Below are 26,117 nucleotides of genomic sequence, written 5' to 3' on the forward strand. Positions count from 1 at the left end.
GGGATGCGGGCTATGCTCGCGGGGATGTCCGACCCCGACAGCTTCAACCCCTCCCTCCGCCCTCCCGCCGCCGAGCCCGGTCGGGGTCGTGAGCCGCAGCTCCCGCACATCGACGTGTTCGAGAGGGGCGCGCCCATCGACGGCGTCCCGCAGACCCTCAACGAGCGCCTCTTCATGCAGCTGCTGGTGTTTCACGTGCGCGAGGACGTGGCGCTGCCCGCGCTGCTCGAGACGCTCTCGGGGGCGCTCGCCGAGGCGGGCATCGGCGCCGTGGTCTACGAGGACGTCAACGACCCGCGCGGCGTCGCGGTGCTGAGCTACAGCCAGGACGCTGGAGACTTCGTCACACGCCTGCGTCCAGCACTGGCGAGCGAGTCACTGGCTGCGCTCACGCTGCGTCCGGAGTTCACCATGCTCGGCCGCACCTACAGCAGCGGCTACGAGCAGGACCTTTCGCACTGGATCCTCGACCGCCCCCGCCAGACGGTGCAGCACGCGGGCTGGGACTGGGCCGTGTGGTATCCGCTGCGCCGCAGCGGTGCGTTCGAGCTGTTGAGCGGGCGCGAGAAGGGCGAGATCCTGCGTGAGCACGCCACCATCGGCCGCGCGTACGGGGGCGCCGATCTGGCGCACGACGTGCGCCTGGCGTGTCACGGCCTGGACACCAACGACAACGAGTTCGTGATCGGCCTGGTGGGCAAGTCCCTGCACCCGCTGTCGCACGTGGTCCAGACCATGCGCGGGACCAAGCAGACGTCCACGTACATCGCGCAGATGGGGCCGTTCTTCGTGGGGCGCGTCCGTGCGCGGCACCCGCTCCCGGGCGACCTCGCTCCCAGCTCGGAGGATTGAGGTGGCGGGCAACAGCTTCGGCCAGGCCTTCCGCGTCACCACGGCGGGTGAGAGCCACGGGCCAGGCAACGTGGTCATCGTGGACGGCTGCCCCCCCGGCCTCGAGCTGAGCGTCGACGACCTGGTCGTCGACCTCGACCGCCGCAAGCCCGGGCAGAGCAAGATCGTCACCCAGCGCAAGGAGTCGGACACCCCCGAGATCCTCGCGGGGGTCTTCGAGGGCCGCACGACCGGCACATCCATCGCCATCCTGGTGCGCAACGAGGACCAGCGCAGCCGGGACTACTCGGACATCGCGGACCTCTACCGCCCGGGACACGCGGACTTCACCTTCGACGCCAAGTACGGCTTCCGCGACTACCGCGGCGGCGGGCGCAGCAGCGCGCGCGAGACGGTGGCGCGCGTGGCGGCGGGTGTCATCGCCAAGAAGCTCATCGCGCGGGCCTTCGGCGGCGAGGTGCTGAGCTACGTGGTGCAGGTCGGCGACCTGGTCGCGTCGGTGGACCCGGAGACCGTCACGTTCGACGCCATCGAGCAGCTGCCAGACGGATCACCCAACATCACGCGCTGTCCCGATCCGGTCGTGAGCGCGCAGATGGTCGAGCTGATCCAGGCGGTGCGGAAGGACCAGGACAGCATCGGCGGTGTAGCCGAAGTCGTGGCCCGTAACGTCCCCGCGGGCCTCGGCGAGCCCGCGTTCGGCAAGCTCAAGGCGGACCTGGGCGCCGCGCTGTTCTCGCTCCCGGCGGTGCTCGGCGTGGAGTACGGCGTGGGGTTCGGCGCGGCGCGCATGCGCGGCTCGGAGCACAACGACACGTTCGTGCGCGAGGGCGACGTCACCCGCACGCGCACCAACCGGCACGGCGGGATGCTCGGCGGGATCAGCAGCGGCATGCCCATCGTGCTGCGCGCCGTGGTGAAGCCCACCAGCAGCTTGTCACGCGAGCAGGACACCGTGCGCCGCGACGGGACACCGGCCACCATCGCGACCCGCGGGCGTCACGACCCCTGCCTGCTGCCGCGCTTCGCGCCGATGGCAGAGGCCATGGTGGCCATCGTGCTGGCAGATCACTGGCTTCGGCACCGAGGACAGACGCGCGCGTTCTGATGGTGCGCGTTGGTTGGTGGCGACGCCCAACGGCGAGGTTCGGTGTGGGCTGTTCAGCCCCAGAAGCGCCAAGCGACGATGCCCGCCACCACCGCGAACAGCACCCACAGGAGGGCGCCGTCGATCCACGACTTCTCGGCTGGGCGCTCGGCCCCCACGGCGCGCTTGAACCCCCCGACCATGCCCGACATCATGCCCGAGACGCCCTCGATCGGCGCGTCGGCTGGGCCGCCCGGGGTGGGCGCGCGGTGGTGGTGCTTGTCGGCGCGCTTCTTCTTGGGGGTGCCGGACTTCTTCGGGCGGGTCTTTCCCATCGGGCGAAGGTACCAAGCTCACGACGCGGATGCAGCGCGCAATCGCCGCTCGCCTGCTACATTGGGGTCCGCATGCGCGATCCCGTCCACACCGTCCGCCGCCGACCGGCAGCCGTGTCATGGATGCACGTCGGCGCGGTCATCGCGGCGCTGGCTGCGAGCCTCGCCAGCGCTCCCCGCGCTTTCGCGGGCGACTTCTGGGACGAGGTGCGTCGACCAGGGCTGAATGCCTATCAGGCTCACGTACGCCGCGCGCGCACGGCGCTCGCCTCGCGCCAGGTGGACGTGGCTCTCGAGGCCACCCAGCAGGCCATCGCCGCGCTGCCCGACGAAGCCGAAGCGCACGGCCTGCGCGCCATCGCGCTGGCGGAGCGCGGCGACGCCGCAGGCATGGCGGGCGAGGCAACGCTCGCGCTCTCGCTCGACGAGGACGTCTTCGGCGACCCGGTGTGGAGCTCGCGCGCCGCGTTGGCCTTCGCGGCCGGGGGCGAGCCCGAGCTGTCCGCACGCGTCTTGCGGCGGGCGCTCGCGACCATGCCCGCCACGCACCTCAGGCGGCAGCTCTACACGTTGCTCGGGGACGTGGCGCAGGCGCTCGGCCCCGAGCATCTGGAGGAGGCGACGCGGGCGTACAGGGTCGCGCTCAAGAGCGGACCCGCCGACTCCCGTACCATCCTCGGCCTCGGCCTGTCGCTCCATCGTAGCGGCCAGCGTGAGGAGGCCTTGGTGCTGCTGCGTCGCGCGGCGGCTCCGGGGCCCTTGGATCAGCTCATCGCTGGGCTGCCGCTGTCCGCGGCGGAGCGCGCCGCGCGCGTGGCGGTGCTGGCCGTCGTTGCGGGGGACGTGAGCGCGGCACGTGCCGCGCTGGCGGTGGCCGCCGTGGACTCGCCGCATGCGACGTGGGCGCGGGCCACCCTCGACGACGTGGAGGGCACGCGCCCTGCGTCGAGGACCACCACGCGGGGGCCGAGGCGCCCACGCGCGAGGGCTCGATGACCCCACGCGTACGGTCTCGGACGGCCGCGGGGCGCGCCAAGCGGCGCTCGGTCCAACGCTGGATGGGCGGTGCGCTCGCGTCATTCACGCTGCTGGCATCGAGTGTGACCGGGGCCCACGCGCAGCGTCAGGCCAGCCCGGGAGCCGCCGTGGTCAGCGACTTCTGGCGCGAGGTGCAGACCCCGGGGGTCCGCCGTGCGGGGACGCTGCTGCGCCACGGGCTGCGCCAGCTCACCCAGGCGCTGCGCACGGACGACCCACGGCAGCGCGAAGCCGCCCTGTTGGGCGCCGTCGCGCGGCTCGAGCGGGCCCACGAGCACGACCCCGCCGATCTCGACGTACTCTACTTCCTCGCGTTCGCCAGCTCGCAGCGGCAGCTCGTGCAGACGCAGGGCAACGCGGGCGACGCCATCCGACAGGCCATCGGACTGTACGAGGAGCTGCGCGCGCTCGACGCGGACTACGAATCGGAGTCGGTCGCGTTCGAGCTCGGCCTCTTGTACACGAGGCTCCGTCAGTACGACCGCGCTGTGGAGGAGTACCAGCGCGGGATCATGCGCGCCTTCGACCCGCGCTCGACGGTCTCCGCACACGCGAACATGGCCGAGGTGATCATGCTCGGCGGGGACGCCGCCCGCGCGCTGCGGCACTACGATCGCGCCACCGACATCGCGCGCCAGTATGCAGGAGACAGCGTCAGCCTCGCGCTCGCTCTCTGGGGCAGCGCGGTGGCCAGCGATCGCCTTGGCGAGGGCCGTGGCGCCGTCGAGCGCGCCGTGCAGGCGCTGCGCGCGAGCGGGGGCGACATGGCGATCCTGCGGAGCAACGGGGTGTTCTTCGAGCCCGAGAGTGAGCTGCATTGGTACGAGGGGCTCGGTGCGCTTGCGCAGGCCGAGTCCGAGACGGAGCGGGCGGAGAAGGTGGCAGCACTGCAACGCGCGCTGCGCTCCTTCCGAACGTACCTGCGCGAGGTCGAGGTGCCGTCGACGTGGGACGTGGTCGTCGAGCGGCGGATCGACGCCATCGAGGCGCAGCTGAGCGAGCTTCAGCGGGAGGGGGCGGGTCGCTCGGCGGTGCGCGTCCCACGTGGGCGGGGGCGTGCGCCACGACCGTGACCGCGTCTTCGCCGCCCTACGTGTGACGGCTCGCGTCTTCGTCGCGTGTGTAAGGCACCAAGCATCCGGTGCGTTCCATGGTCGAACCATGGTGCACCCGTCCGTTCAGCTCGTTGTGCCCCGCCGCCGCGCCTCGCCACGAGCCGCCGCGCGGCGGCGTATGGGCTCGCGCCTGACGCTGACCTGGCTCACGTGCGTCGCGCTCGGCTGCGGCGCGGGACCCGAGGCGGGGCGGGGGCCACGCACCCAAGAGGGCGGCCCGAGCGTCTCGGCGCCGATGGGTGCGGCCCCAATCGTCGCCCGGCCGGGCCGCGGCGACGAGACCGTCGCACCGCAGCAGCCTGGACGCCGCGTGCCGGTGCCTGCGGACACGGCCGACCGCGGGGTGTCGCTGCCCCAGGCGCCGGGGAGCTTGGCCCCAGCCCACGTGACGGTACATGGGGCGGGCCTCCCGCTGGGCCCCGATGCCATCGCCGAGCTCGGCCGCACGGAAGATTGCGCTGGCTGTCATCCCGACGCAGCCGAGCACTGGGCCACCAGCGCGCACGCGCGTTCGAGCTTCGACAATCCCTTCTATCGCGCGTCTGTCGAACGTTTCCGGGCGGCCCGGGGTGCCCTCGCCAGCCGCTTCTGTTCGAGCTGCCACGACCCTGCGCTGCTCCTCTCTGGCGCCATCGACCAGCCCGAGGTGCTCGCCAGCCCCGTCGCTTCCGTGGGCATCCCGTGTCGCTTGTGCCACGGGGTGACCGAGGCCCGCGCGGACGGCAACGGGAGCTTCGTGTGGAGCGCCGAGCCCATCCCGCTGCCAGACCCAGCCGTGCCGGCGCAGGTCGAGCGCCACCGCGCGCGGGTCGCCTCCGACGTGCTGCGCAGCCAGGCCCTCTGCGGTTCTTGCCATCGCTCGTTCATGGGGGAGGAGATGGGCAATGGCCACCACTTCGCCGGGGTGGACGACCTGGACGCCTTCGCGACGTCTGGGTTCGCAGGCGCGCACGGAGACAGCCTGGACGCCGATCCCGAGGAGACCACTTGTCGCGGCTGCCACATGCCGCGCGTCCCCGCGCCACGCGACATGGCCGCAGAGAACGGGACCCTGGCCTCGCATCGCTTCGCCGGGTCGCACCTGGCGCTCACCGATGTGCGCGCACAACACGAGGCCGTCCGGGCGCGGCTCGCCGACGTGGTACGCGTCGACATACCGGCGGGCCGCGTCGACGGGCAGCTGCGGCTGCCCTTGGATGGGGCTGCCGTGCGCAGCGGTTCCCGCCTCGCGCTCGACGTCGTCGTTCGCAACCTGGGTGTTGGCCACCGCTTCCCCGGGGGGACCCGCGACCTCCAGGATACGTTCCTCGAGCTCAGGCTGACGGACGCGTCGGGGCGGCCGGTGGCCGAGGCGGGTACCGAGCACGAGCGGACCGGGGACGACCCGACCGCGTTCGTGTTCCGTGCGGTCCCCCTCGATTCGAACGGCCTACCTGAGCAGATGCACGATGCACACGCGTTCGAGGTGGGCGGATACGATCGCAGCATCGCCGCGCGCGACGCGACGGTGGTGCGCTACGAGGTCACGCTGCCCCCCATCGCGCGTGACGCGTGGCCTCTGCGCGTGGAGGCGAAGCTGCGTTACCGGCGTCACCCGCTGGCGTTCGCGCAGATGGCCTGCGACACGTCGCGCACGCCGGCGGGGCGCGCCTTCGCGGCGTTGCGCTCCACTCGGGTGGACCCGTGTGTGGCCGAACCCGTCGTGGACCTCGCGTTCGCGCGCGTGTACGTCGGTCGTGGGAGCCGTGGGATGGCGGGCGAAGGGGGAGCGAGCGCCCACGTGGCCGCGCGGCTCTTCGAGCACGCGCTGGGGCTGTCCCACGAGCTGCAGGAACACCTGGACGACGTCCGCCCGAGCGTGGCTGCGGCGCTGCGCGCGACCGACCCGGGGGACACGCGCATGCGCGCAGCGCTCCACGTCCTGCAGGCGCGCGTGCTCGGTGCGCAGGGACGTACCGAGGAGGCGCTGCGCGAGGTGAGCGTCGCCGAGGCGCTGCTGCCCGACCACCCCTCCACGTCTCGGGCGCGCGGCAGGGCGTACGCCCAAGTGTGGCGCTGGCCCGAGGCGGCCCGGGCGTTCGGCGACGTGGTGCGGTCGTCGCCTGGTGACACGGTCGCGCTGCGGGAGTGGACGCGGGCGCTCGGGAGCGCGGGAGAGGACCCGGCCGCGCTCACGGCCGCGCGCCGTGGACTCGCGCTCCTGCCTCGCGACGCCGACATGCTTCGCACGCAGTCCCTCTCGCTGCCCGCCGGTCACCCGCACGGGAGCGCCGCCCGCGAGGCCTCGCTGACGTACCGTGTGCACGACGACGCCTCCCGGCTGCTGCGCGCTTGTCAGGGGGCGGACGCCACCTGCGCGCGCGACCGACTGCCCGTGCCGCGGGTCCGCATGCGGGTGCGTTGAATCTCGTCCTTGCGGGGGCGTCCTAGGACCGCTAGTGTACTGCCACCGGGTGTACCCACGAGGACGCCACGGACATCAGAAAGGAACGCCAATGCGCCGACGCATGTTTCTCGGGAAGATTCACCGGGCCACCGTGACGCACGCCGATCTCGACTACGAAGGGAGCGTGACGGTCGACGAGCGCCTCCTCGAGGCGGCCGGCATCCTCGAGCACGAGGAGGTCCACATCTGGAACGTGACGCGCGGCACGCGCCTCGCCACGTACGCGCTGCGCGGCCCCCGGGACTCGGGCGTCATCTGCATCAATGGCGCCGCGGCCCACCTCATGCGCCCCGGCGACATCGCCATCATCGCCAGCTTCGGCGACATGACCGACGAAGAGGCCCGCGCCCACACGCCCAAGGTCGTGCTGGTGGACGCGCAGAACCGCATGACGGACATGGCCAAGGAGCGTCCCGGCCCGATGATGCCCCGGCACATCGACGAGCTGGCGAACTGACGCCGTGGGCTGCGCGAGCGGCCCGTCGCGAGAATGAGAGAAGGGCTGCGCTGGTCGCGGCCCTTCGGCTTCATGGGCCGTGCGTTGCGCGGTCCGCCGGCCGGGATGGCGGAATGGCAGACGCAGGCGACTTAAAATCGCTCGATGGCGACATCATGCGGGTTCGAGTCCCGCTCCCGGCACTAGCAGTACGAGCGTCTCGCGGCTGATTGCGTTGGCACCCTACCGGCTGTGGGGCTCGAACTCGAACGGGTAGCGGTACAGGATGGAACCGCCCACGGGGCCCGGCGAGAACTGGAAGCCGCCGATGATGGCGGTGACGCACGATGCGACCACGGGGGTGAGGGAATTCTGGATGGCGATGACGTCGATGACGCTGCCGTCCGGCATCAGGCGGAACTCGATGTGGAGACGCCCCCGTAGGTTCGGGTCACGCGCGAGCTCCCGGTCGTAGCAGGCCGTGATGGCGTCTGCGGAGGCCTGGATGCGGGCGGACACGATCTCCGTGTCGAACTCGGGCTCGGGCTCGGGGGTGGTGCCCGGAGGCTGCACGCGGGGAACGCGCGTCGGTTCGACGAACGGTTCCATCGCCACGCCGCTGCCGGGAGGGGTCGCGCGGTCCGTCGATGGGAGCGTGCGGGGACCGCCAGCGGGCGCAAGGGGTGTCGCGACGGTGCGAGCGGGCGGCTCGGGCGCCGGTGCGGGCTCGGAGGTGTCTTCTGGCGGCTCGGGTGTGGACTCCTCATGCTGCCGACCGCCGCATCCGGCGGCGATGCACATCAGGAGCGTGCTCATGACAATCGCAGGCAGCGCGAGGGGCGCATGCGGGAGGTGAAGGGAGGCGCTCGAGCGCGCGGGACGTGCGTGCATGGTGCGACTGTAGCCCAATACCCTGGCACGCAGCACCATGTGCCTCCCGCGGGGTCAGGCGACGGCGCCAGTCACGCCCACCTGAGCGTCGTCGACGAAGCGACGGCGCTCGCGGCTGACCAGCTGCAGGAGCTCTGCTTGATCCAGAACGCCTGTGTCCAGTAGGGCGCGCATGTAACCGTCGGCGTAGCCGTGGGCGCGCGCCAGGTCAGCGTACCGACCGCCCTCGAAGCGGGCCTGAAGCGTGTCCCGAAGCATCCCACGCAGGGCGTCCTTGAGCTCGTCTCTCGTCATGTGGACCTCCAGCGTCGCACCACCGGCGCGACCTCACGAGAGCTGCCTCAGGAACGGCCAGCATGTCAAAAAATGCGACGGGCGGGCGGTCCGACCGAGTCGACGGAAACGAAAGGGCCACCCCGCGGGGGGTGGCCCAAGCGAGTCGCTCGGAGCGGCGCGTCAGGGGATTGTGAAGACGCGCGTGCCGTTGGTGCCCTCGTTGGCGTTGAACCACCAGGTCGCGATGAACGAGGTGTCTCCCCCCAGCGCCTGGGTGGTCCAGTAGCCGGTGGAGTCGGTGTCGTCCAGCGGATCGCCCTGGGTCCCACCCTGGAGGATCCACGCCGTCTGGCCCGCCTCGCGCACGGCGAGGAGAGCTTCGGACTGCGTGGAATCCTGATAGACGACACGCACCTCACCGCTGGCGAGGACCGCGATGTCCGCGTCGCTGCCGATGATGCTCCGCTCGCGGGGCGGGCGAGTCCCGTCGTCGATCATGGTGCGCACCATGTTCGGGTTCGCGTTACCGAGCGTCGTCCCGTCGATCTGTGCGTGGCGCAGCTCCTCGAACGCACCGTCCACGTAGACCACGTGCCAGTTGCCCGCCGCGTCGATGAACAGGTCCGCGTTGTACCCCGAGTCGCCGCCGCGGCCGGCGTCGAAGCCGTCGATGCGGAACGGGGCACGCCACGTCATGTTCGAGGCGTCGAACGCGCTGCCCAACAAGGTGCGCCGCACGCGGTCGTGCCAGACCAGCGCGAGACCCGTGTTGGTGGCGCGCAGCGCTGTGTAGAGGCCGTTGACCTCGGGAACGTCCTCGATGAATTCGTCCGGCGTCACCGCGCTGCAGGAGAACGTGACGCCGTCCGCAGCGCTGAGGCAGCGGGTCCCGCTGCCGCACCCGGGCTGGGTCACGCCGTCCGAGTCCACGTGGCTGCAATCGATGTCCGCGTCCGCAGAGGTGAGGCCACAGCCCCCGTCCGCTCGGCACACGAGCCCATCGCCACAGAGGTCGGCGCGGCACGCGATCGCGGTCCCCGGCTCGGCCACGATGGGGAAGGTCACCCAGTCGGCCGCAGAGCTGGGGGTGAGGCTCGAGGCCACGGCCACGCGCGGCAGGCTGCGGGGGCAGCCCTGCGTGCACCCGGGGGCGGGTTGGCCCGGATCTTCGCTCGGCATCATGGTCAGGAACGAGATCGCCGGGCGACCGTCGACCATGAACGCCAGCGAGCTGTAGCGGCCCGAGTCTCCATCGGTGAACACGGTGTGGATGCTCCACGTGGTGCCACCGTCGGTGCTGCTCGCGTACTTGAGGTCGCCGTTGGTCCGGTCGTAGTAGCTGATGGCGACCGTGTTTCCGTTGAACGCGATGGCGTTGAACTCGCCCACGTTGTCGCCTGCCGGGAGGATGCCGCCACGCCAACCCGACTCGATCGCCGCGAACCCGCCCTGCGTGAGCGGAGTGCCCTCAGGCACTCCGTCGATGATGGACCAGCTCACCTCGCCGTTCTCGACGCGCCCCACCACCAGGTCACCGAAGCGGCTGCGCGGCGCGATGCCCGCCGAATACCCGCTGAGCATGACGGTGCCGTCTGCGGCCGTCGCGATGTCGAGGTGCGTCGCGAGCTGACCCGGGTTGAGCGGCGCGCGGAATGTGCAGTTGTTGTCCGCGCTCGGCTGCTCGATGGACGCGTCATCGCAGAGGAAGGGCGAGAAGCACATGACTCGGGCTACGCAGGTCGGCGCGCCCTGAGCGTTCACGCAGCATACCTGGGAGTTGCCGTTGCACTCCACCGACACCATCGGGTCGGTCCCCGGGCAGTTGAGCGGAACGTAGATGTCCGGTGGCATGTCCGAGTCCATGAGGCCGCCATCGTCAACTGTGAAGGAGCGACCCTCGTCACAGTCACAACCGGCTACGCCCAGAACCAGGGGCCACGCCAAAAGCAGGCAAAATACGCGAATTTTCTTAAACACTCGGCTCACCGTCTTGTCTTGAGCGTCGATAGGGCGCGCATCCGCAGCCGAAACCGCCGCAGTGCGTATGAAGATCTGGCCCGCAGCATACCCGATGGGACCATCAGGGAACAAGCATCTCGCGCGTTTCCCCTGTCGATGGGTTCCCGGCTCAGACCCGGACGAGCTTTGCGAAGTCGGCGACACGCTGCTCGACGTCCGCTTTTGTGACTTCCACCAGGCGAGTCGTCCCGATCCCCTCGACGCAGAACGAGGCCAGCGCCGACCCGACGACCACCGCCTGCCTCAGATCGGGGAGGGCGATACTGTCCCTCTGTGCCAGATGGCCGAGGAACCCGCCCGCGAACGAATCACCCGCTCCGGTGGGGTCCACCACCTGCTCCAGCGGGAACGCGGGCGCGTGGAACGCCACGCCTTCCTGGAAAAGCCAGGCGCCGTACTCTCCCTGCTTCACGATGACCGTCTTGGGCCCTAGGGCCAGCAGTGCGCGCTGGACCTCCACCAGGTGGTGGCGTTCGGTGAGCTGCCGCGCCTCTTCCTCATTGATGATGAGCACGTCGACACGGGCGAGGAGCTTCAGGAGGGCGGGCTTGGCGATGTCGATCCACAGGTTCATGGTGTCCGCCACCACGAGCTTCGGGGAACGGATCTGGTCCAGTACGGAGAGCTGGAGCTCGGGCTGGATGTTGGCCAGCATCACGAACGGGCTGTCCTTGAAGCCCTCGGGGATCTTGGGCTGAAAGGACGCGAACACGTTGAGGTCCGTGCGGATCGACTCGCGGCTGGTGAGGTCGTCCGTGTAGCGCCCCTCCCAGTGGAACGTCTCCCCGGGGCTCACCTCGAGGCCGCTGAGGTCCACGCCCCGATCGCGCAGCATCGCCTTGGCGCTCTCGGGGTAGTCCTCACCGACGACGCCCACCAGGCGCACGTCGCTCATGAGCGAGGCGCACACGGACGCGAACACGGCAGAGCCACCCAGCACGCGCGGGAAGGAGCCTTGAGAGTTGTGCAGGGTGTCGAACGCGACGGAACCAACGACGAGGATGGGCGACATGGATGAACCAGAGGGAGAGAGGAACGAGGAGAGCAGGCCGAGGGTGGCCGTGCCTACAGGTAGCGTCCGACGAGCGGCGCGAGCTTCGCACGGGCGGCGTCGGTGATGGTGCTGCGGTCCGTGACGATGGCGGTCGCCATGGCGGTGCTGGCGGGGCTCAGCGCCGGGTCGGGGAGGTTCGCGGCCAACGCGTGGATGACGCGCTTGGCCACCGTCACGTTCTGGTGCATGACCTCCAGCACGGCCTCGAGGGTCACCGCGTCATGACCCTCGTGCCAGCAGTCGTAGTCGGTCGCCAGCGCCAAGGTGGCGTACGGCAGCTCGGCCTCCCGGGCCAGGCGGCACTCCGGCATGTTCGTCATGCCGATCACATCCACGCCCCAGGAGCGGTAGAGCAGCGACTCCGCGCGGGTGGAGAACTGCGGCCCCTCCATGCACAGGTAGACGCCCCCTCGGTGGGTGGTGGCTCCGACGCGCTGACAGGCGTCGTAGACGGCCCCTGCGAGCGCGTCGTCGATGGGGGTGGCGAAGCTGGCATGCGCGACGACGCCGAGGTCGTCGAAGAACGTGTCGATGCGGTGACGCGTGCGGTCGATGAAGTTGTCCACCACCACCATGTGACCAGGGGCGATGGCCTCCTTCATGGATCCCACGGCGGACACGCTCAGGATCTGCTCGGCCCCCGCCATCTTGAGGGCGAGGATGTTCGCGCGGTAGTTGATGCGGTGCGGCGGGATGCGGTGGCCCTTGCCGTGGCGCGGCAGGAAGATCAGCCGCGTGTCCCCGAGCATGCCCTCGACGAGGGTGTCGCTGGGCTCACCGAACGGCGTGTCGACGCGGAGCTCCGAGACCTGCTCGAGACCGTCCAGCTCGTAGAGGCCGCTGCCCCCGAGCACTCCTAGCGTGCGCTTCACCGACATCGGCCGGTTGTAGAGCCCGGCCCGACCCGGAGCAACCGGCCCGCGCCCGGTGATCCCCAGCCCGATGTCCGCGTCGATCAGCGCCCCTCGCGCTCGTAGGCCGCCCGTCGCACCACGAACGTGTGGAACTCTCCGTCGCGCACCACCTCGAGCTCCACCGTGCTCCCCACGGGACCACGTAGTCGTTCCACGATCTCGCGCATGGGCATGCGCGACACGTCGTCCCCGTCGATGCGCGTGACCCGGTCGTCTTCGCGCAGTCCGGCCTCGCGCGCAGGACCCTCGGGCACGTCCGCCACGCGCAGCCCGGTGCTCTCCGCATAGCCGAGGCGCATGAAGACCCCGCCCGTCTCCTCACCACCGCCGAGGATGGCGCACGCGGTCAGGCTCGGGAGGGCATGGAGCAGCGCCACGCTGATCAGGCCAGCCTTCAGCCAAGCGCCGGCCGCACACGCCGGCCGACGGCGTCGCCCGTCGTGCGTCCCCGTCACGCGCCGTCTCCGGTCGCGCCGTCCCCCACAGCGCCCTGGTCTTCTGCGCTGGCGTCCTGCGTGGTCGTGACGCCGCCGTCTGTCGCGCCGCCATCGAGAGCCCCGCCATCGGTCCAGCCGAGCTCGTCCATCCCGCCCAGGTCCATCGCGCCCAGGTCCGTCCCGCCGTCCATGGACACCGGGGTCGCGGCTGGGACCACCACGCGCACCGTCTCTTCCAGCAGGGTTACCCCGTCGCCGACGATCCGTACGCGGATGCGGAAGACTTGCTCGTAGTCGAGCTGGCGCAGGAGGACGTTGCGGAGCCCGAGGTCGAACACCAGCTCCGTCCCTCCGTGGACCCCCTCGAACGCGTCGAGGATGCCGTCGGTCGGGGTGCTGTCGACGCGCGTCGGAGGGGGGACTCCGTCAGGGGGGGTGGCGCTCGCGGCCTCGAACGATGCGATGAAGCCCAGGCGGTCGGTGTCGAACTCGGCGCTCACGCGGTCGAAACTGAGGGTCCCTACCAAGCCTGCGATGGCGTCCAGGATGACGTCCGACAGTCCGGTCCCGTCGCTGGCGATGTCGAACAGCAGCGGGCAGCGGCCGGACTCGGGCGCCCGCGATGCGCCTCCCAGACCCGTACGGCATTGGCCGTTCGTCGGAGGGATCGTCGCGCCACTCCCGACCACCAGGTCGTGGACGCTGCTACGGGCCTCCTCCGTGCCCACGGCGGCCAGCAGGTACGCGGGCAGGGCAGCGAGCGCCTGCGCGACATCCGCTTCTCCGTGAGCTCCAGGGATCGACGCCGGATAGTCCTGCGCTGCATGGGAGGGAGCGTCCGTGATGTGGACGATGGCGTGCAGCGCTCCAGGACGGAAGCCGACGCCCCCGAGGCCGGCGCCCGTGTAGTGCGGGATGAACAGCAGCCCATCGCTCGCGAGCCCGTCGCCAGTGGCGACCTGGTAGAGCGCCTCGAACCCCGCTTCCGGGATGTCTCCACCGGATCCCAATGGACCGTCGAGCGCGTCCACGCCGGCCCGCGCCCGGGCCACGTCCGTGGAGATGGGGCTGAGCAGCTCGAACGGGTGGTCCGTCGGCTCGCCGAACGGATGCACGGGAAAGTCCTCGAAGCGTGAGACGCCGAAGGCGGCATCGGCGACGCGCGCCCGGATCTCGGGGATCAGGCGACGCTCGAGGTCGCGCTGCATCGCGTCGATCTCTGCGCCGAAGCTCCCCGTGGTGTCGACCGAGAAGTGCACGTCCAGCTGCGCCGGGACGGCCTGCACCGTGTAGCGGATGAACAGGGTGGGGGCGAGGTACGGAAGGGAGACGGTGCGGTCCGCGGCGGGCAGCCTCGGTTCCTCGGGGCGCGAGTTGCCGGCCCCCAGGTCGCCCCCGGCGCCGCCGTCGACGAACAGCGCGCCGTCCACGACGGGAGGGCGGGGTGGGGGGGGATCGCTACAGCCCGTCATGCACGCCGCGACTCCCCATCCCGCGAGCTGCACGGCTGCGAAGAGCGGGGCGCGACGGGAGGTGGTCGTCGTTCGGCGGGGGGGCCCGAGGAGCGTGGGGCGTGGACGGCGCATGGGGCAGTCGGCTCCTTCGTGCCATGAAGATGGGCTGTCTTCCAAGCCACGGGAGTTTCTGATCCCCCCTACGACAACGCAATTGACACCCTGCGTGCGGTCAGTACCATCGCCAGATTGCCGGGATATTTCCGGGCATTGGCCCTTGACCGCCAACCGAGAGAAGCAGGACCCCTAGGGAATGTACAAACTCGTCATCTCAGATGATGAGGGCCGAACGACCGTCGTTCCGCTCGTGCGCGACGAGATCACCATCGGCCGCGAAGAGGGGAACACGATCCGCCTGACCGAACGGAACGTCTCGCGCAAGCACGCTCGCTTGTCTCGCGTGGACGGGCGTTTCTTGCTCGAGGATCTCGGGTCCTACAACGGCATCAAGGTGAACGGCTCGCGCATGGGGGGGGAGTCCGACCTTGGCGCGGGCGACCAGATCCTCATCGGCGACTACCGCATCGCGCTGGAGTCCGAGCAGACCGAGGTCGCGTCGGGGGAATTGGACATCAGCCTGTCCGGCGCGCACGACCTCGTGCCCCCCGCCAGGCTGGTCATGCTCAGTCAGCCTGCTCCGGGCGCCGAGTTCGCGCTCAGTAAGGAAGAGGTGTGCATCGGCCGCGAGGAGGTCATGGACGTGTGGGTCAACCACCGCTCCATCTCGCGTGAGCACGCCAAGATCACCCGCAAGGTGCAGCCCTCGCCGGTGGAAGGGCAGAACGACACCGTCACCTTCGAGATCCAGGATCTGGACAGCGCGAACGGTGTCCGTGTCAACGGCCAAGAGGTGTTCGAGGCGGTGCTCAAGCAGGGTGACATCGTCGAGCTCGGCCAGGTCCGGTTCCGGTACGTCGAGCTCGGTGAAGTCTTCTCGTTCGACTCTGGGGAGAGTGCCGCGCTCACGGGCGCGTCCGCCCACGCAGAGGAGGAGGACGACGACGAGCGCGAGGGTCTCCCCATCATCGCGGCGGTCCTCATCTTGGGCGCCGCCATCGGCCTCGCGGCGGCCATCGCCACGTCGGGGTCGAGCTCGGATCTCCCCGCGCCCGAGCCCCCCGCTCCGGTCAGCCAGCCGGACACGCACGCGGCGGAGCCGGCGGCGGTCGAAGACGCTGGGGCCGTGCGTCCCGCCCCGACCGACGCGCAGCGCCAAGAGGCGCAGCTGGCCCTCGACAGCTGCCACGACGGTCTCGACGCGGGCGACCTCGAGGCGGCCCTCGCCGGAGCCGAGCGCGCGCTCGTGTTGGTGCCCGGGCTCGAGGGCGCGGAGGCCTGCAAGCTCTACGCGGCGCAGCTCATCGCCGACCTCGAGATCTTCGAGCGCGGCAAGCAACAGCTGGCCGCGAACGACGTGGACTCCGCCTACTTCACGCTCGAGCAGCTCTCCGTGGAGAGCGAGCTCCGGGCGCGGCCGGAGTTCGCGGCCGCCAAGTTGGCGTTCGCGCGGCACCACGTGGGACTGGCGCGCGAAGCGCTGGCCGCGAACCCCGAAGAGGCGGCCAACCAGGCGCAGATGGTCGTGCAGACGCCAGACGTCCCGCGCAACATCGTCGCGGACGCGCAACGCATCCTCACTGCGGCGCAGCGCCGCATCGCTGCAGCCGAGCGTCGCGAGGAGGGCGCCAGCACCGAGGGGACCGGACCAGGCGCCGCGCAGGCTTCCACCCCGCGGCGGGATCCCGTCCCCGCCCCAGCTCCCGAGCCCGAGGACGAACGCAGCCCGATGGACCAGGCGCGCGACTGCATGCGCGCGGGTGACAACGCCTGTGTGGTCGCGGCGCTCGAGGGGGGCCGGGCGCGCAGCGCGGCATCCCTCTCACTGCTGATCGAGACCTACCGGCAGATGGGCAACCAAGAGGCTGCGCGCCGCCACATGCGCACCTTCGTCACGCGCTACCCCGACGATCGCCGCGCCACGAACTACGCCGCTGCTCTCGGCAACTGACCGTCTGGGCGCTTGACGTTCCCCTGCAGGGGCGTGTTCGCCAACGAGGCGATTCGCCTTACGACTCGTGCACGCGATCGATACGAGCTTGCGTTGTATGGTGAGGTAGGAAAGATTGCCCCCAGGTAGTGTTGTGTGAATAATCGCCTCGAGCGGGTCTCGTCGACCCGCAAGGAGTCGCCTGATGTTGCGCCGTTTCGCACTCGCCGCCTTGATGCTGTCCTTCGCGGCCCCCTCGCTCGCTTCGGCGCAGTCCAGCCGCCTGCAAACCGGCGGCATGAACATCGAGATGTTCCGCCCTGCCATCGACTCGCGCGGGCACCTCACGGTGAACGGCACCGACATCCTCCCCGAGAACCGCTTGAGCTTCGGGCTGGTGCTGGACGCGGGCTTCAACTTGCTCCAGTTCAGCGGCGCGGTGAACGCCAGGCTCGAGGATGGCGGCACGACGGACCACATCGTCGACCAAGCCATCACCGGCACCATCCTGGTCAACTTCGGGATCGCGAACTGGGCGGTGGTGGGTCTCCAGCTGCCGATCCAGATCATCAACGGTGAGGCCGTGCACATTCACCCCTACTACGGGTGGAGCGACACGGACCCGGCCTCCACGACCATCCGCGCGTTGCGTTACCAGGGGCTCGGCGATCTGTCCATCCACGGCAAGCTGCGCATCCTGCGCGCGGAGCGTGACCCCGTGGGCCTCGCGGCGATCGTGCGCGTCGGCCTCCCGACGGGCAACGACCGCCGCTTCGCGGGCGCCCCGGGCGTGTCTCTCTGGCCGTCCGTGGTGATGGAGGCCCGCACCCGGCCGGACCAAGCCTTCAACGGCATCTCCCGTATCCGGTTTTCGCTCGAGTTCGGGTACCGCGCGGTGTTCGGCACTGGCGCCACCTTCCCGATCTACGGCGAGACGCAGCTGACGATGGGCAACAACGGCACGCTGTCCCCCCTCGTCGAGACCGGCACGCTGCTGCAGGTGGACGACGTGATGACCTTCGGGGCGGGCGCCAGCTTCCGCCTCGCGCGCACCTTCGACCTGGTGACCGAGGTCTACGGCACGCAGATCGCCGACTCCATCGGCACGCGCGGCGCGCTCTCCCTCGAGGCGCTGTTGGGCTTCAAGCTCTTCGTGCAGGACCACAGCTACCTGATGTTCGGCGCGGGCGCGGGCATCCCGACCAACCCGGACGGCCGGGGCTATCAAGCCGCTCAGTGGCGCGCCATGCTGGCGTTCATCTACGAGCCGCCCATCGGCGACCGCGACGGTGACGGCATCATGGACGACATCGACGACTGTCCGAACGACCCGGAAGACTTCGATCACTTCCTGGACGAGGACGGCTGCCCCGAGCTCGACAACGACAACGACGGGATCCCCGACGATCTGGACGACTGCCCCCTCATCCCCGAGGACATGGACGGCGACCACGACGATGACGGTTGCCCGGAGGGCAACGACAGCGACCGTGATGGCGACGGTATCCCCGACGACGTCGATCAGTGCCCCGACCAGGCGGAGGACCGCGACGGCTTCCAGGACGAGGACGGTTGCCCCGAGCTGGACAACGACGAAGACGGCATCCCGGACACGGAAGACCTGTGCCGCGACACCCCCGAGGACATCGACGCGTTCGAGGACGAGGACGGTTGTCCCGAGCCCGACAACGACCATGACCGAATCCTCGACGCCGACGACGAGTGTCCGGACGAACCGGAGACGTACAACGGCACGAATGACCAGGACGGTTGCCCGGACGAGGGCTCGGTCATCTTCGACGACAACTCGCTGATCATCCTCGACAAGATCTACTTCGAGACGAACAGCGCGCAGATCTTGAGCCGCTCGAACGCGATCCTGGACGCCGTCGCCGCGACCCTGTTGGGCAACCCGCAGATCCGGCTGATCGAGGTGCAGGGCCACGCGGACGAGCGCGGCAACGACGAGCACAACCTGCGCTTGACGCAGGACCGAGCAGCGTCGGTCGTGGAGGCCCTCGTGCAGCGCAACGTCCCGCGCGACCGCCTGCGCAGCGCAGGGTATGGCGAGCTCTGCCCGGTGAACCCGGCTCACAACCGCGCTGCGTACGAGGAGAATCGCCGCGTCGAGTTCAAGGTCATCGAGACGGACGAGGGACCCACGGGCGTGCAGGTCGCCTGCGACGCGGCAGCGAACCTCCGCCAGTAGCCGCTTGTCGGAAATTCGGCGCCGGGCGCGGCGCCGGATAGGTTCCGGCTGTGCTCCGCCACTCTCTGCTCGCGCGCGCCCTGCTCGTGCCTCTCGCGCTGTCCGCCTCGTGGGCCGCAGCGCCGGCGCGCGCATGGACCGAGGCGCAGGTGCAGTCGGCCCACGCGCACGTCGAGGTCAGCCCCAGCGGCACGCTCGAAGCGCGTCTTCAGCTGGCCGTGCACGTCCATGGAGGCTGGCTGGAGGGCCTCGACATTGCTGGGTTGGACCCGGAGCTCACGCTCCTCCCAGGCGAGGACATCGTGCTGCTCGAGAGCGGCGGGCAGCGCTTCCGGCCGACCGTGGACGCCGCGCAGCCGGGCACCATCGCGCTCTCGTTTCGCCGTCGGGACGCGCCGCGGCGCGGGGACTACGCGTTGGCCGTCGCGTACCGCGCGGAGCTCGCAGAGTCGGCGGTGCAGGCCATCGATGGTGAGCGCACTCGCTACGAGTGGATCCTGCCCGGGTGGCGTTCGGGTCTGGACGATGTCCGGGTCGAGCTGATCGCGCCCGCCGGCGCGGAGCCCGACGAGGAGGCGCGTGTCGGCGACTCCATGGTGACGCGCGAGGTCGACACGCTGCCCGACGGACGGGTTCGGCTGCGCTACGTGCGGGCGCACTTGCCCCGCACGGTGCCCTTCAGGGTCGCGTTCACGCTGCCAAACGCGGCCGTCCCTCCGTCGCGTCGCGCGCCCGCCGTGGGCCTGCCCCTCGAGCCCACCGCATGGGCGACCGTGCGTGAGCGGGCCCTCGACCCCACCTTCGCGCTGCTGTCCGCCTTCTTCGCGTGTGTGGCGCTCGCCAAGCTCTTGCTCCACCGGCGCACGGCGCGCGGCCTCGGGTTGCTGCCGGTCGGGCTCGTGCCACTCCCGCCGTTTGCACGCGCTGCGGCTGTGGTGTTCTTCGCCGCGCTCGCCCCGTTCCTGTACGTGCTGCGGACGGACCTGGGCGTGCTCTGCCTCCTGCCCGTCGTGCTGCTGGTGCTCGAGCGGGCGCCCCGCGTCGGACGCGCGCCAGGACTGGGCGCGTACGCCCCCGTTGGGCCCCGAGAGCGGCTCTGGGCGGCCGCGCGCGCGCGCATCGAGCGCTTCGGTCCCGCACGCTGGCTGGACGCCTCCACGTTACCGGGGCTCGGGTCGCTGCTCGGCATGGTCCTCGCGCTGGTGGCGGTCGACCGGTTCGTCGTGGCTGACGCCCCGCGCTACGTGCCCCCGGGCTACGCCACCGTCCTCCACGCGCTGGTGCCGCTCGCGGCCCTGATGCTGACGACCACACGCGCGCAGCTACCGTCTTCCGTGGCAGAGCGTGTCTGCGCGCTCGTGGCCCTCGCACGTCGCTTCCCGGCGCAGCTGGGCAACGTGCCCGCGGCGCTCCAGCTGGTGTTGCACCGCGACGCGGCGGGGCACGGGCAGGACGCGCGCCTGCGGCTCGTGACCGAGCACCGCGCCCGCGGCCTCGTGCGGCTGGACGTGGCCATCGCGGATTGCCGTCGCATGGGCCGCTACGTCCGAGAGCCCGTCTTGCTGGTGGTCACACGGGAGGACAGCGATGCGGAGCTGAGGCTCGCGTCCGCGCTCCCGGCCGTTCCGTTCCGCAGCGCTCCGGGCGGCCGGCGGGCCCGGACGCTGCCCCTGTCGCGTGTTGCGGCGGTCATCGACACGCTGTGCCTCGCCCCCGCGCCGAGTGTCTCCAGCGTGGGGGTGCTCGGCCCCGTACGTGAGCGCCCTATTGCATGCGTATCCACGCGGGCATGAACAGCAGCGGGAACAAGAGCAGCGTGACCCACGCCACCTTGCGTCGCACTGGCGAAAGCTGATCGTCGTCCGTCGGCGGGTGTTGGGCATTGTCACCTCGCGTGATGAACCGCAGGAAGCCCCACCACACCAGCCAGGGCAAGCCCGCTTGCACGTTGCCGGCCATGGACACCGGGCCGTGATGCAACCACCAGCCGCGCAGGACCAGGAGCGCGCTCGACGCCAGCGCGACCCACGGCAGGACGGCCACCACGCGCCGTGAGTACGTGTCCTGACGCGCGCCGAACACGGCGTAGGCGACGTGCCCGCCGTCCAGCTGCCCCGCCGGGATGAGGTTGATCATGGTGACCAGGAACCCAGCCCAGCCCGCCAGCGCCGTGCCGGTCAGGTGGATGTCGTAGCCGTCCGGGATGCCCCCGCGCAGCACCAGGATCAGCGCGTCGTACAGCAGGCTGTGCCCCTCTTGGATGAAGCCCCCGACGAACTCCGGTATGCCCAGGGCGTCCGGGGGGCCGAGCGTGCCTCGCGCGGGAGCAGGCGCGATCGGGCTCTCGAGGACGCCCACCACCAGCACCGGGAGCGCGACGGCCATCCCGGCCAAGGGGCCCGCCGCGCCGATGTCGAGCAGCGCGTCACGGGACCGAATGCGCCCGCGCATCGAGATGACCGCGCCCATCGTGCCGAGGAAGTTGGGGAAGGGGATGAAGTACGGCGGGGAGATGTCGACCCCGTGGCGTCGCGCAGCGATGTAGTGGCCGAACTCGTGCGCCAGGAGGATGGACATGAGCGGCACTGCGAAGGGGTAGCCGCCCCAGAGCGACTCCGCACCCTCGTGCATCTGCCCCACGTAGAAGACGCTGTACCATGTGACCGCCATGAGCCCGAGCGAGGCGGGCCAGCCGTCTCCCCACGGTCGGCGGCTCACGCCTCCGCCTCGCCGCTGTCGGCGCGCTCCGTCGGCCCGCTCGGGGGTCGGGTGTCGCGTGTGGACGCACCCGCCTCGCTGGCGCCACGCAGGGCTGTCTGCAACGCGGTGGCCAGCGCCTCCAGCTGCGTGCTGAAGCGGGCGTCCACGGACCCGACGTCGGAGAGGACGCGGCACTCCCCGCGCAGGAGGTCGTCGGCGGTGCGCACCACGAGTGGCCGCTCGAGGCCGCGCAGGCCGTTCACGTACGCGACGTCGTCGGGGTGGACCTCGAGCTCGAGCGTCGTGGCCAGCCGCAGGTGCCGCATCGCCTCGAGGACCACCTCGCGCACGATCTCCGGGTGCTGCTCGAAGGCGCCCCGGACCAGCTTGTGCGTCGCCTGCACCACCAACGGCACGGTCCCGTCGCGCAGCGCGCGCAGGGCCTGCTGCTCGCGCGAGAGGGCAGCGAGCTGGGCCGCGCGCGCGTCGCTCGACGCTTGCTCCTCCCCGTGTCTCTGGGCCTGCGCGCGCCAGGTCTCGTACTCCTCCTCTGCTGCGCGACGGACGCGCTCGGCCTCGGCGTGGGCGTCGGCCAGCACGCGGGCCGCCTCGAGCTCGGCATCCAGCACAGCGCGCGCGCGCACCTCTGGATACTGCGATCGCACGACGCTACTGGCCATCACCGTCCCCCTCTGCGACGACCGCCAGCGCCCGGACACACGCGCGCACCTCCGGGTGGACGCTGAACCCTGGTCGCGTGGGCGCCTCGCGCATCCAGCGCCGCCCCGTCGCGCCACCCACCTCGGCCCCGAGCAGCGCCTTCTCCCTGGCGCCGAGCTGCCTGGTGTGAGCGGGCACCAAGCGGGTGGTGAGCGCAGCCGCCGCACGACGCGCGGCGCCGCTTTCCGTCGCCGCGACCCGAGCCCCCAGCCCGTCATCGAGCGCCTCGTCCGGGCGCGATAGACCCGCGCGCACGCCCGCGATGGCGTGGGCCAGCTCGAACCCGTCGAGGACCTCCGCGAGGGGGGGGGCGTGGCTGACGCGCTGCATGGCACGGAACCTTGCATCACATCCCTCGACCCGGCCAACCGCCGTTGCTCGGGATCCCGGCTCAGGGGCGTGCATAATGCATCCATGCCGTCTCCACGGTCTCACGTCCCGACCCCGCCCCCCATGGCGCAGCCCCTCGGCGCGCCGGGTGAGAGCTGGCGCACCGTCTACGCCGCCTCCCCCTCTCCGCAGGTGCTCGCCCGGTGTTTCCGGCCGTGGGCGGTGTCGGTGTTCCTCCTGTCGCTGCTCGCCGCGCGCGGAGCTGACGCACAGGACGACTGCGAGCCGGTTGGCGCACGCGGACCCATCGAGGTGATGCCGGCGTCGGGCGCCAACGGCGTCCTGCTGGACGCGCCGCTGCGTCTCCGCTTCACGGTCGGATACTTCGCGTCCGCGGCAGCGCCGCTGCCCGAGGAGTCGCTCGAGATCCTGGGGCCCGACGGACTCCCCGTCGCGGGATCCGTCCAGCTCGTCAGCGAGGAGGTGCTCTTCTTTCTTCCGACTGGCGGGTGGCAGTCGGGAGCCGCCTACACCGGGACCGCATTCGGGGAGGTCGACCTGCCGTTTGCATTCCGGACGGGCTCTGGCGTGGACATGCGTGCTCCGACGGTGGCGCCGCTCAGCTCCCTCGGCTCCACTCCAGTCGGGCCGTCCTGCCAGGCGCCCGAGGGCGGCTACCGGCTCGACCTCGCCTTTCCCGTGTCGCACGACGACGGCACCCCGGGGAGCATCGAGTACCACCTGTACCTCGCCCGCGCGGAGGGGCTCGAAGCGCCCGTAGAGGTGGCGGTCCAGCGGAACTTCACGGCTGACGCGAGCGCCCGCGTCCCAATCTCGTTCGTGCTCGAGGGTCGCTACGCCGAGAGTCCAATCTGCCTCCAGCTGCAGGTGAGCGACAGCGTGGGGAATGTCACCGTGGGGTCTCCGTACTGCCTCGACCCCGTGGAAGGCGCCAACTTCGCAGGGCTGTGCACCGTGGGTGGACCGTCGTCGCGGAGTAGACCGGGCGCGCCGCTCACCGCATGGACCATCGTCGCGCTGGGCCTCGCCCTCCGGCGTCGCACGCGTGCCACGCGCAGTCCGTCCTCCGCCGCCGCTGCTCGGAGCTGAGTCCGGTGCCCGCGCGTCCACCATCCACCGAGACGAACCTCTGGCTCAGCGCGTCGGTGCTCGTGGGGATGCTCGGGGTCGTGACCTTCGTCGGGGACTGGAGCCCGCGCGTGGACCTGGCGCTGTGGGTGATGGGCTGCATCGCGTTCGCGGCCTTGACCTGGCTGGTGCAGATGCGAACGCGGTCCCTGCATCGCCTCCCCAGCACGCTGAGCGCGACCGACAAGCCCCTCTCGTGGCACGAGTGCCATGACGCCGCGCCCCTCGGCGCGGGCCTGAACGACCTTCAGCGCCTGCTGGCCGAGAGCCTCGCGCGCGAACGTGAGATGCGCGCCTCGGTGGAGGCGACGGACCGGGACAAGTCGGACTTCCTGCAGTCGGTGAGCCACGAGCTGCGCACCCCCTTGAACGCGCTGCTCGGGTTCACGGACGTGTTGCTCGAAGAACTCGACGGACCGCTGACGCGCTCGCAGCGCGAGGACCTCGAGCACATCCGCCGGGCCGGGACGTACCTCAGCAACCTGTTCCGCGACGTCATCGACCTCGCCGCAGCCACCTCGGCCCAGCTGACGGTGGCTCCACGCCACGTTCCGCTGCGGCCGCTCATCGAGGAGGTGGTCAGCGAAGTGGACGCGGCGCGCGCGGGGCGCTCCGTCAACGTGCGGTGGTACGTGGACCCAGAGCTCGACACCGTCTGGGCCGACCCGGTGCGCCTTCAGCAGATCCTCGGCAACCTCGCGCACAACGCGCTCAAGTTCACCGCGGCGGGCAACGTCGACGTCACGGTGCGCTCGGCGGGCGCGCGGGAGATCGAGATCGCCGTGCGCGACTCGGGTCAGGGGATCGAGCGCGACCGCCTGCAGGCCATCTTCGCGGAGTTCGAGCGCGCCACCGACGAAGACCCGCGCATCGAAGGCGCGGGGCTCGGCCTGGCGATCACGCGCAAGCTCGTCGACCTTCACCACGGGCGCGTCGAGGTCGAGAGCGAGGTCGGCAAAGGCTCGTTGTTCCGCGTATTCCTGCCGCGTGGCCCGGAGCCGGCCGCATGACGGGACGCGTGTTCGAGCGGGCCCCGCTGCGCCACGAGCTGCGCGCCCTCACGGCGCTGGGCTGGGCGATGGCCGCGGGCGTCCTGTGCTCCGCCGGGCTGGCGTGCGCGGGCTGGCTCGTCTCGCGTGGCTTCGGCGTCGTCCCGCGTGGCTACTTCGTGCGGGCGCTGCTCGCCTCGGTGGCCGCATGGGTCGTCACGCTCCCGTGGCTGCTCGAGCTCTGCCGACGCGGTGTGCGCCAGCAGCGGCGCGCGCGCACCTTCCTCGGCCGCGTCGCTGGGAGCCGTAGCCTGCTGGCGTGCTCACGCGTGGCCGCGGGAGTGACGCTCGCCGTGCACGTCGCGGTCTACACCGGGGCGTCGATCGCCGCGGGTGCGACCTGGGGGCGCGAGGAGGCGACCCTGCTGCTGCTGTTCGGCGCGACGACGGCGGCCCCGAGTGCGCTCGCGACCTGGGTTGCCGGTCACTTCGTCGCCCTGCGCTCTCTCGACCGGTTGGGCGTCGTTCGCAGCGAGGACGTACCCGATCTCGGCGCGCGCCTGCCGTTCGAGCTGGGCGCCTGGGCGGCCCTCGCGACGGCTCCGCTGTTGCCGGGCGCAGCCATGTTCTCCTGGCTCACCCGCGCAGCGCTCGACCCCGCGCTCCTGCTCCTTGGCATTGTGGCGCCCCTCGTCGGGTTCTTCTTCTACGAACACGGGCGCCGCGTCGTGCGGGACCTCGAGCGGGCTCGCGGTCGGGTCGCTCGCATCCAAGAGGGTACCAGCGTCGTGCGCATGGAGCGCCCCAGCGACGCCGAGACCCGCGAGGGCGCGCAGCTGGATCTGGCGGTGAAGCTGTTGGTGACCACTCACGACCGCCTGTGCGAAGAAGAGCTCAACGCGCGCTCGTCCATCGCCGAGACGCAGCGTCTCAAGACGCGCTTCATGGCCTACATGAGCCACGACCTGCGCAGCCCACTCAACGCGATCCTGGGCTTCAGCGACATGCTGGTGGCGGGGGACGAGCTCAACACCGAGCAGGCGGAGAGCCTCGCCATCGTTCGCGATGCGGCTGCCGATCTGCTGCGCTTGGTGAGCGAGGTGCTCGACGCCGCGCGGCTCGAGGCCGGCAAGCTCAAGTTGTACTCTGCGTACGTGCCGGTTGCGGCCATCTTGAGCGGTGCGGTGGGCAGCGCGCGGCGTACGCTCCGCGCGCTGGGTGTGGAGCTGGACACCAGCGTCGAGCCGGGGGTGCCAGCCATCTACGTCGACGCCCAGCGCATGCAGCAAGCCCTGGTCGGGCTGCTGATTCACCTTGCCCACGTGTCCCCACCTGGGAGTGCGATCGCGGTTCGAGTCGGGCGCGCCGCAGGTCCTCCGGGACCCGTCAGCCAAGTGCGCCTGTACGTGGACGTGCCGGGAATGACGCCGCCGGGCGATCCAGAGGAGCTTTTCCAGGCGTTTCGCGTCGCGCGACGCCCGTCCGGGACCCACGGGGGGGGCCTCGGCCTCGGCCTGTACCTGGCGCGGGCTCTGGTGGATGCCCAGGGCGGCGCGATCTGGTTCGAGGCGCCGGGGACCGTCTGCGTCGCCCTACCACGCGACGGTCATTGACGGGGG

The 26,117-nt window shown here is 70.9% G+C and carries 23 protein-coding genes and 1 tRNA gene; 13 read left to right on the forward strand and 11 right to left on the reverse strand.

What is annotated here, in order from left to right:
- Positions 1-24: 24 nt before the first annotated feature.
- Both H6726_27005 and aroC read left to right on the forward strand, forming a co-directional pair.
- Positions 25-852, forward strand: a complete 828-nt coding sequence (locus H6726_27005) for a chlorite dismutase family protein (GenBank protein MCB9661327.1) — start codon at positions 25-27, stop codon at positions 850-852.
- Between the two features lies 1 nt (position 853).
- Complete coding sequence (gene aroC / locus H6726_27010; protein MCB9661328.1) at positions 854-1,960, forward strand: chorismate synthase; 1,107 nt, start codon at positions 854-856, stop codon at positions 1,958-1,960.
- A 53-nt stretch (positions 1,961-2,013) separates the two neighbouring features.
- Here aroC and H6726_27015 read toward each other — a convergent pair whose 3' ends face one another.
- A complete protein-coding gene (locus H6726_27015; protein MCB9661329.1) occupies positions 2,014-2,274 on the reverse strand; it encodes a hypothetical protein in 261 nt (86 codons plus the stop codon).
- 72 nt (positions 2,275-2,346) lie between these two features.
- Here H6726_27015 and H6726_27020 point away from each other — a divergent pair, with 72 nt between their 5' ends.
- The 5 genes from H6726_27020 to H6726_27040 all read left to right on the forward strand — a co-directional run bounded on the left by H6726_27020 (position 2,347) and on the right by H6726_27040 (position 7,512).
- A complete protein-coding gene (locus tag H6726_27020; GenBank protein ID MCB9661330.1) occupies positions 2,347-3,270 on the forward strand; it encodes a tetratricopeptide repeat protein in 924 nt (307 codons plus the stop codon).
- A complete protein-coding gene (locus H6726_27025) occupies positions 3,267-4,385 on the forward strand; it encodes a hypothetical protein (protein ID MCB9661331.1) in 1,119 nt (372 codons plus the stop codon). Before H6726_27020 ends, H6726_27025 begins: the two co-directional genes overlap by 4 nt.
- Positions 4,386-4,473: 88 nt before the next feature.
- On the forward strand, positions 4,474-6,831 hold the full coding sequence (locus tag H6726_27030; GenBank protein ID MCB9661332.1) for a hypothetical protein: 2,358 nt from the start codon (positions 4,474-4,476) through the stop codon (positions 6,829-6,831).
- Between the two features lie 91 nt (positions 6,832-6,922).
- Positions 6,923-7,330: an aspartate 1-decarboxylase gene (locus H6726_27035; GenBank protein ID MCB9661333.1), complete on the forward strand. Its 408-nt coding sequence runs from the start codon at positions 6,923-6,925 to the stop codon at positions 7,328-7,330.
- Positions 7,331-7,429: 99 nt separating this feature from the next.
- Positions 7,430-7,512 (forward strand) — tRNA-Leu (locus tag H6726_27040).
- Positions 7,513-7,552: 40 nt separating this feature from the next.
- Here H6726_27040 and H6726_27045 read toward each other — a convergent pair.
- The 7 genes from H6726_27045 to H6726_27075 all read right to left on the reverse strand — a co-directional run bounded on the left by H6726_27045 (position 7,553) and on the right by H6726_27075 (position 14,486).
- On the reverse strand, positions 7,553-8,200 hold the full coding sequence (locus H6726_27045) for an AgmX/PglI C-terminal domain-containing protein (GenBank protein ID MCB9661334.1): 648 nt from the start codon (positions 8,198-8,200) through the stop codon (positions 7,553-7,555).
- A 54-nt stretch (positions 8,201-8,254) separates the two neighbouring features.
- Positions 8,255-8,494, reverse strand: coding sequence for a hypothetical protein (locus tag H6726_27050; GenBank protein MCB9661335.1), 240 nt, complete (start codon positions 8,492-8,494; stop codon positions 8,255-8,257).
- Positions 8,495-8,656: 162 nt separating this feature from the next.
- The gene (locus H6726_27055; GenBank protein ID MCB9661336.1) at positions 8,657-10,339 is read right to left on the reverse strand and encodes an exo-alpha-sialidase; all 1,683 of its coding nucleotides are present in this window, start codon (positions 10,337-10,339) and stop codon (positions 8,657-8,659) included.
- A gap of 265 nt (positions 10,340-10,604) precedes the next feature.
- Entirely contained in the window at positions 10,605-11,507 is a 903-nt protein-coding gene (locus tag H6726_27060) for a sugar kinase (protein MCB9661337.1), read from the reverse strand.
- Positions 11,508-11,560: 53 nt separating this feature from the next.
- Complete coding sequence (mtnP, locus tag H6726_27065; GenBank protein MCB9661338.1) at positions 11,561-12,421, reverse strand: S-methyl-5'-thioadenosine phosphorylase; 861 nt, start codon at positions 12,419-12,421, stop codon at positions 11,561-11,563.
- Between the two features lie 83 nt (positions 12,422-12,504).
- Positions 12,505-12,918: a PDZ domain-containing protein gene (locus tag H6726_27070; GenBank protein MCB9661339.1), complete on the reverse strand. Its 414-nt coding sequence runs from the start codon at positions 12,916-12,918 to the stop codon at positions 12,505-12,507.
- Positions 12,915-14,486 (reverse strand): hypothetical protein, encoded by a 1,572-nt coding sequence (locus H6726_27075; GenBank protein MCB9661340.1) that lies wholly within the window; start codon positions 14,484-14,486, stop codon positions 12,915-12,917. The genes H6726_27070 and H6726_27075 overlap by 4 nt, the downstream gene beginning before the upstream one ends.
- 235 nt (positions 14,487-14,721) lie before the next feature.
- Between H6726_27075 and H6726_27080 the strand changes: the two genes are divergently transcribed.
- The 3 genes from H6726_27080 to H6726_27090 all read left to right on the forward strand — a co-directional run bounded on the left by H6726_27080 (position 14,722) and on the right by H6726_27090 (position 20,403).
- Positions 14,722-16,422 (forward strand): FHA domain-containing protein, encoded by a 1,701-nt coding sequence (locus tag H6726_27080; protein MCB9661341.1) that lies wholly within the window; start codon positions 14,722-14,724, stop codon positions 16,420-16,422.
- Between the two features lie 184 nt (positions 16,423-16,606).
- Positions 16,607-18,610 (forward strand): OmpA family protein, encoded by a 2,004-nt coding sequence (locus tag H6726_27085; protein MCB9661342.1) that lies wholly within the window; start codon positions 16,607-16,609, stop codon positions 18,608-18,610.
- A gap of 50 nt (positions 18,611-18,660) precedes the next feature.
- Positions 18,661-20,403: a hypothetical protein gene (locus H6726_27090; protein ID MCB9661343.1), complete on the forward strand. Its 1,743-nt coding sequence runs from the start codon at positions 18,661-18,663 to the stop codon at positions 20,401-20,403.
- Here the strand turns inward: H6726_27090 and H6726_27095 are convergent.
- Genes H6726_27095 through H6726_27105 form a run of 3 tightly spaced genes read right to left on the reverse strand, consistent with a single transcriptional unit; the run spans position 20,375 to position 22,360 of the window.
- A complete protein-coding gene (locus H6726_27095; GenBank protein MCB9661344.1) occupies positions 20,375-21,328 on the reverse strand; it encodes a site-2 protease family protein in 954 nt (317 codons plus the stop codon). The two genes, H6726_27090 and H6726_27095, sit on opposite strands and share 29 nt — an antisense overlap.
- Complete coding sequence (locus tag H6726_27100) at positions 21,325-21,990, reverse strand: hypothetical protein (GenBank protein MCB9661345.1); 666 nt, start codon at positions 21,988-21,990, stop codon at positions 21,325-21,327. Before H6726_27100 ends, H6726_27095 begins: the two co-directional genes overlap by 4 nt.
- Positions 21,980-22,360 (reverse strand): hypothetical protein, encoded by a 381-nt coding sequence (locus H6726_27105; protein MCB9661346.1) that lies wholly within the window; start codon positions 22,358-22,360, stop codon positions 21,980-21,982. Before H6726_27105 ends, H6726_27100 begins: the two co-directional genes overlap by 11 nt.
- Before the next feature lie 123 nt (positions 22,361-22,483).
- Between H6726_27105 and H6726_27110 the strand changes: the two genes are divergently transcribed.
- From H6726_27110 to H6726_27120, 3 genes are read left to right on the forward strand one after another with little or no spacing between them, the layout of a single operon-like run.
- Positions 22,484-23,470, forward strand: a complete 987-nt coding sequence (locus tag H6726_27110; protein MCB9661347.1) for a hypothetical protein — start codon at positions 22,484-22,486, stop codon at positions 23,468-23,470.
- Between the two features lie 5 nt (positions 23,471-23,475).
- Positions 23,476-24,519, forward strand: a complete 1,044-nt coding sequence (locus H6726_27115; protein ID MCB9661348.1) for a HAMP domain-containing histidine kinase — start codon at positions 23,476-23,478, stop codon at positions 24,517-24,519.
- Positions 24,516-26,111, forward strand: a complete 1,596-nt coding sequence (locus H6726_27120) for a hypothetical protein (GenBank protein MCB9661349.1) — start codon at positions 24,516-24,518, stop codon at positions 26,109-26,111. The genes H6726_27115 and H6726_27120 overlap by 4 nt, the downstream gene beginning before the upstream one ends.
- Positions 26,112-26,117 lie beyond the last annotated feature (6 nt).

The sequence above is a fragment of the Sandaracinaceae bacterium genome (assembly GCA_020633055.1).
In the GTDB taxonomy this organism is placed as follows: Bacteria; Myxococcota_A; Polyangia; order Polyangiales; family Houyiibacteriaceae; genus JADJJE01.

Coding starts and splice junctions, on each gene's coding strand:
- H6726_27005 (MCB9661327.1), top strand. CDS start 25: ATGTCCGACCCCGACAGCTTCAACCCCTCCCTCCGCCCTCCCGCCGCC.
- H6726_27015 (MCB9661329.1), bottom strand. CDS start 2,274: ATGGGAAAGACCCGCCCGAAGAAGTCCGGCACCCCCAAGAAGAAGCGC.
- H6726_27020 (MCB9661330.1), top strand. CDS start 2,347: ATGCGCGATCCCGTCCACACCGTCCGCCGCCGACCGGCAGCCGTGTCA.
- H6726_27025 (MCB9661331.1), top strand. CDS start 3,267: ATGACCCCACGCGTACGGTCTCGGACGGCCGCGGGGCGCGCCAAGCGG.
- H6726_27030 (MCB9661332.1), top strand. CDS start 4,474: ATGGTGCACCCGTCCGTTCAGCTCGTTGTGCCCCGCCGCCGCGCCTCG.
- H6726_27035 (MCB9661333.1), top strand. CDS start 6,923: ATGCGCCGACGCATGTTTCTCGGGAAGATTCACCGGGCCACCGTGACG.
- H6726_27045 (MCB9661334.1), bottom strand. CDS start 8,200: ATGCACGCACGTCCCGCGCGCTCGAGCGCCTCCCTTCACCTCCCGCAT.
- H6726_27050 (MCB9661335.1), bottom strand. CDS start 8,494: ATGACGAGAGACGAGCTCAAGGACGCCCTGCGTGGGATGCTTCGGGAC.
- H6726_27055 (MCB9661336.1), bottom strand. CDS start 10,339: ATGGACTCGGACATGCCACCGGACATCTACGTTCCGCTCAACTGCCCG.
- H6726_27060 (MCB9661337.1), bottom strand. CDS start 11,507: ATGTCGCCCATCCTCGTCGTTGGTTCCGTCGCGTTCGACACCCTGCAC.
- H6726_27075 (MCB9661340.1), bottom strand. CDS start 14,486: ATGCGCCGTCCACGCCCCACGCTCCTCGGGCCCCCCCGCCGAACGACG.
- H6726_27085 (MCB9661342.1), top strand. CDS start 16,607: ATGTTGCGCCGTTTCGCACTCGCCGCCTTGATGCTGTCCTTCGCGGCC.
- H6726_27100 (MCB9661345.1), bottom strand. CDS start 21,990: ATGGCCAGTAGCGTCGTGCGATCGCAGTATCCAGAGGTGCGCGCGCGC.
- H6726_27105 (MCB9661346.1), bottom strand. CDS start 22,360: ATGCAGCGCGTCAGCCACGCCCCCCCCCTCGCGGAGGTCCTCGACGGG.
- H6726_27110 (MCB9661347.1), top strand. CDS start 22,484: ATGGCGCAGCCCCTCGGCGCGCCGGGTGAGAGCTGGCGCACCGTCTAC.
- H6726_27120 (MCB9661349.1), top strand. CDS start 24,516: ATGACGGGACGCGTGTTCGAGCGGGCCCCGCTGCGCCACGAGCTGCGC.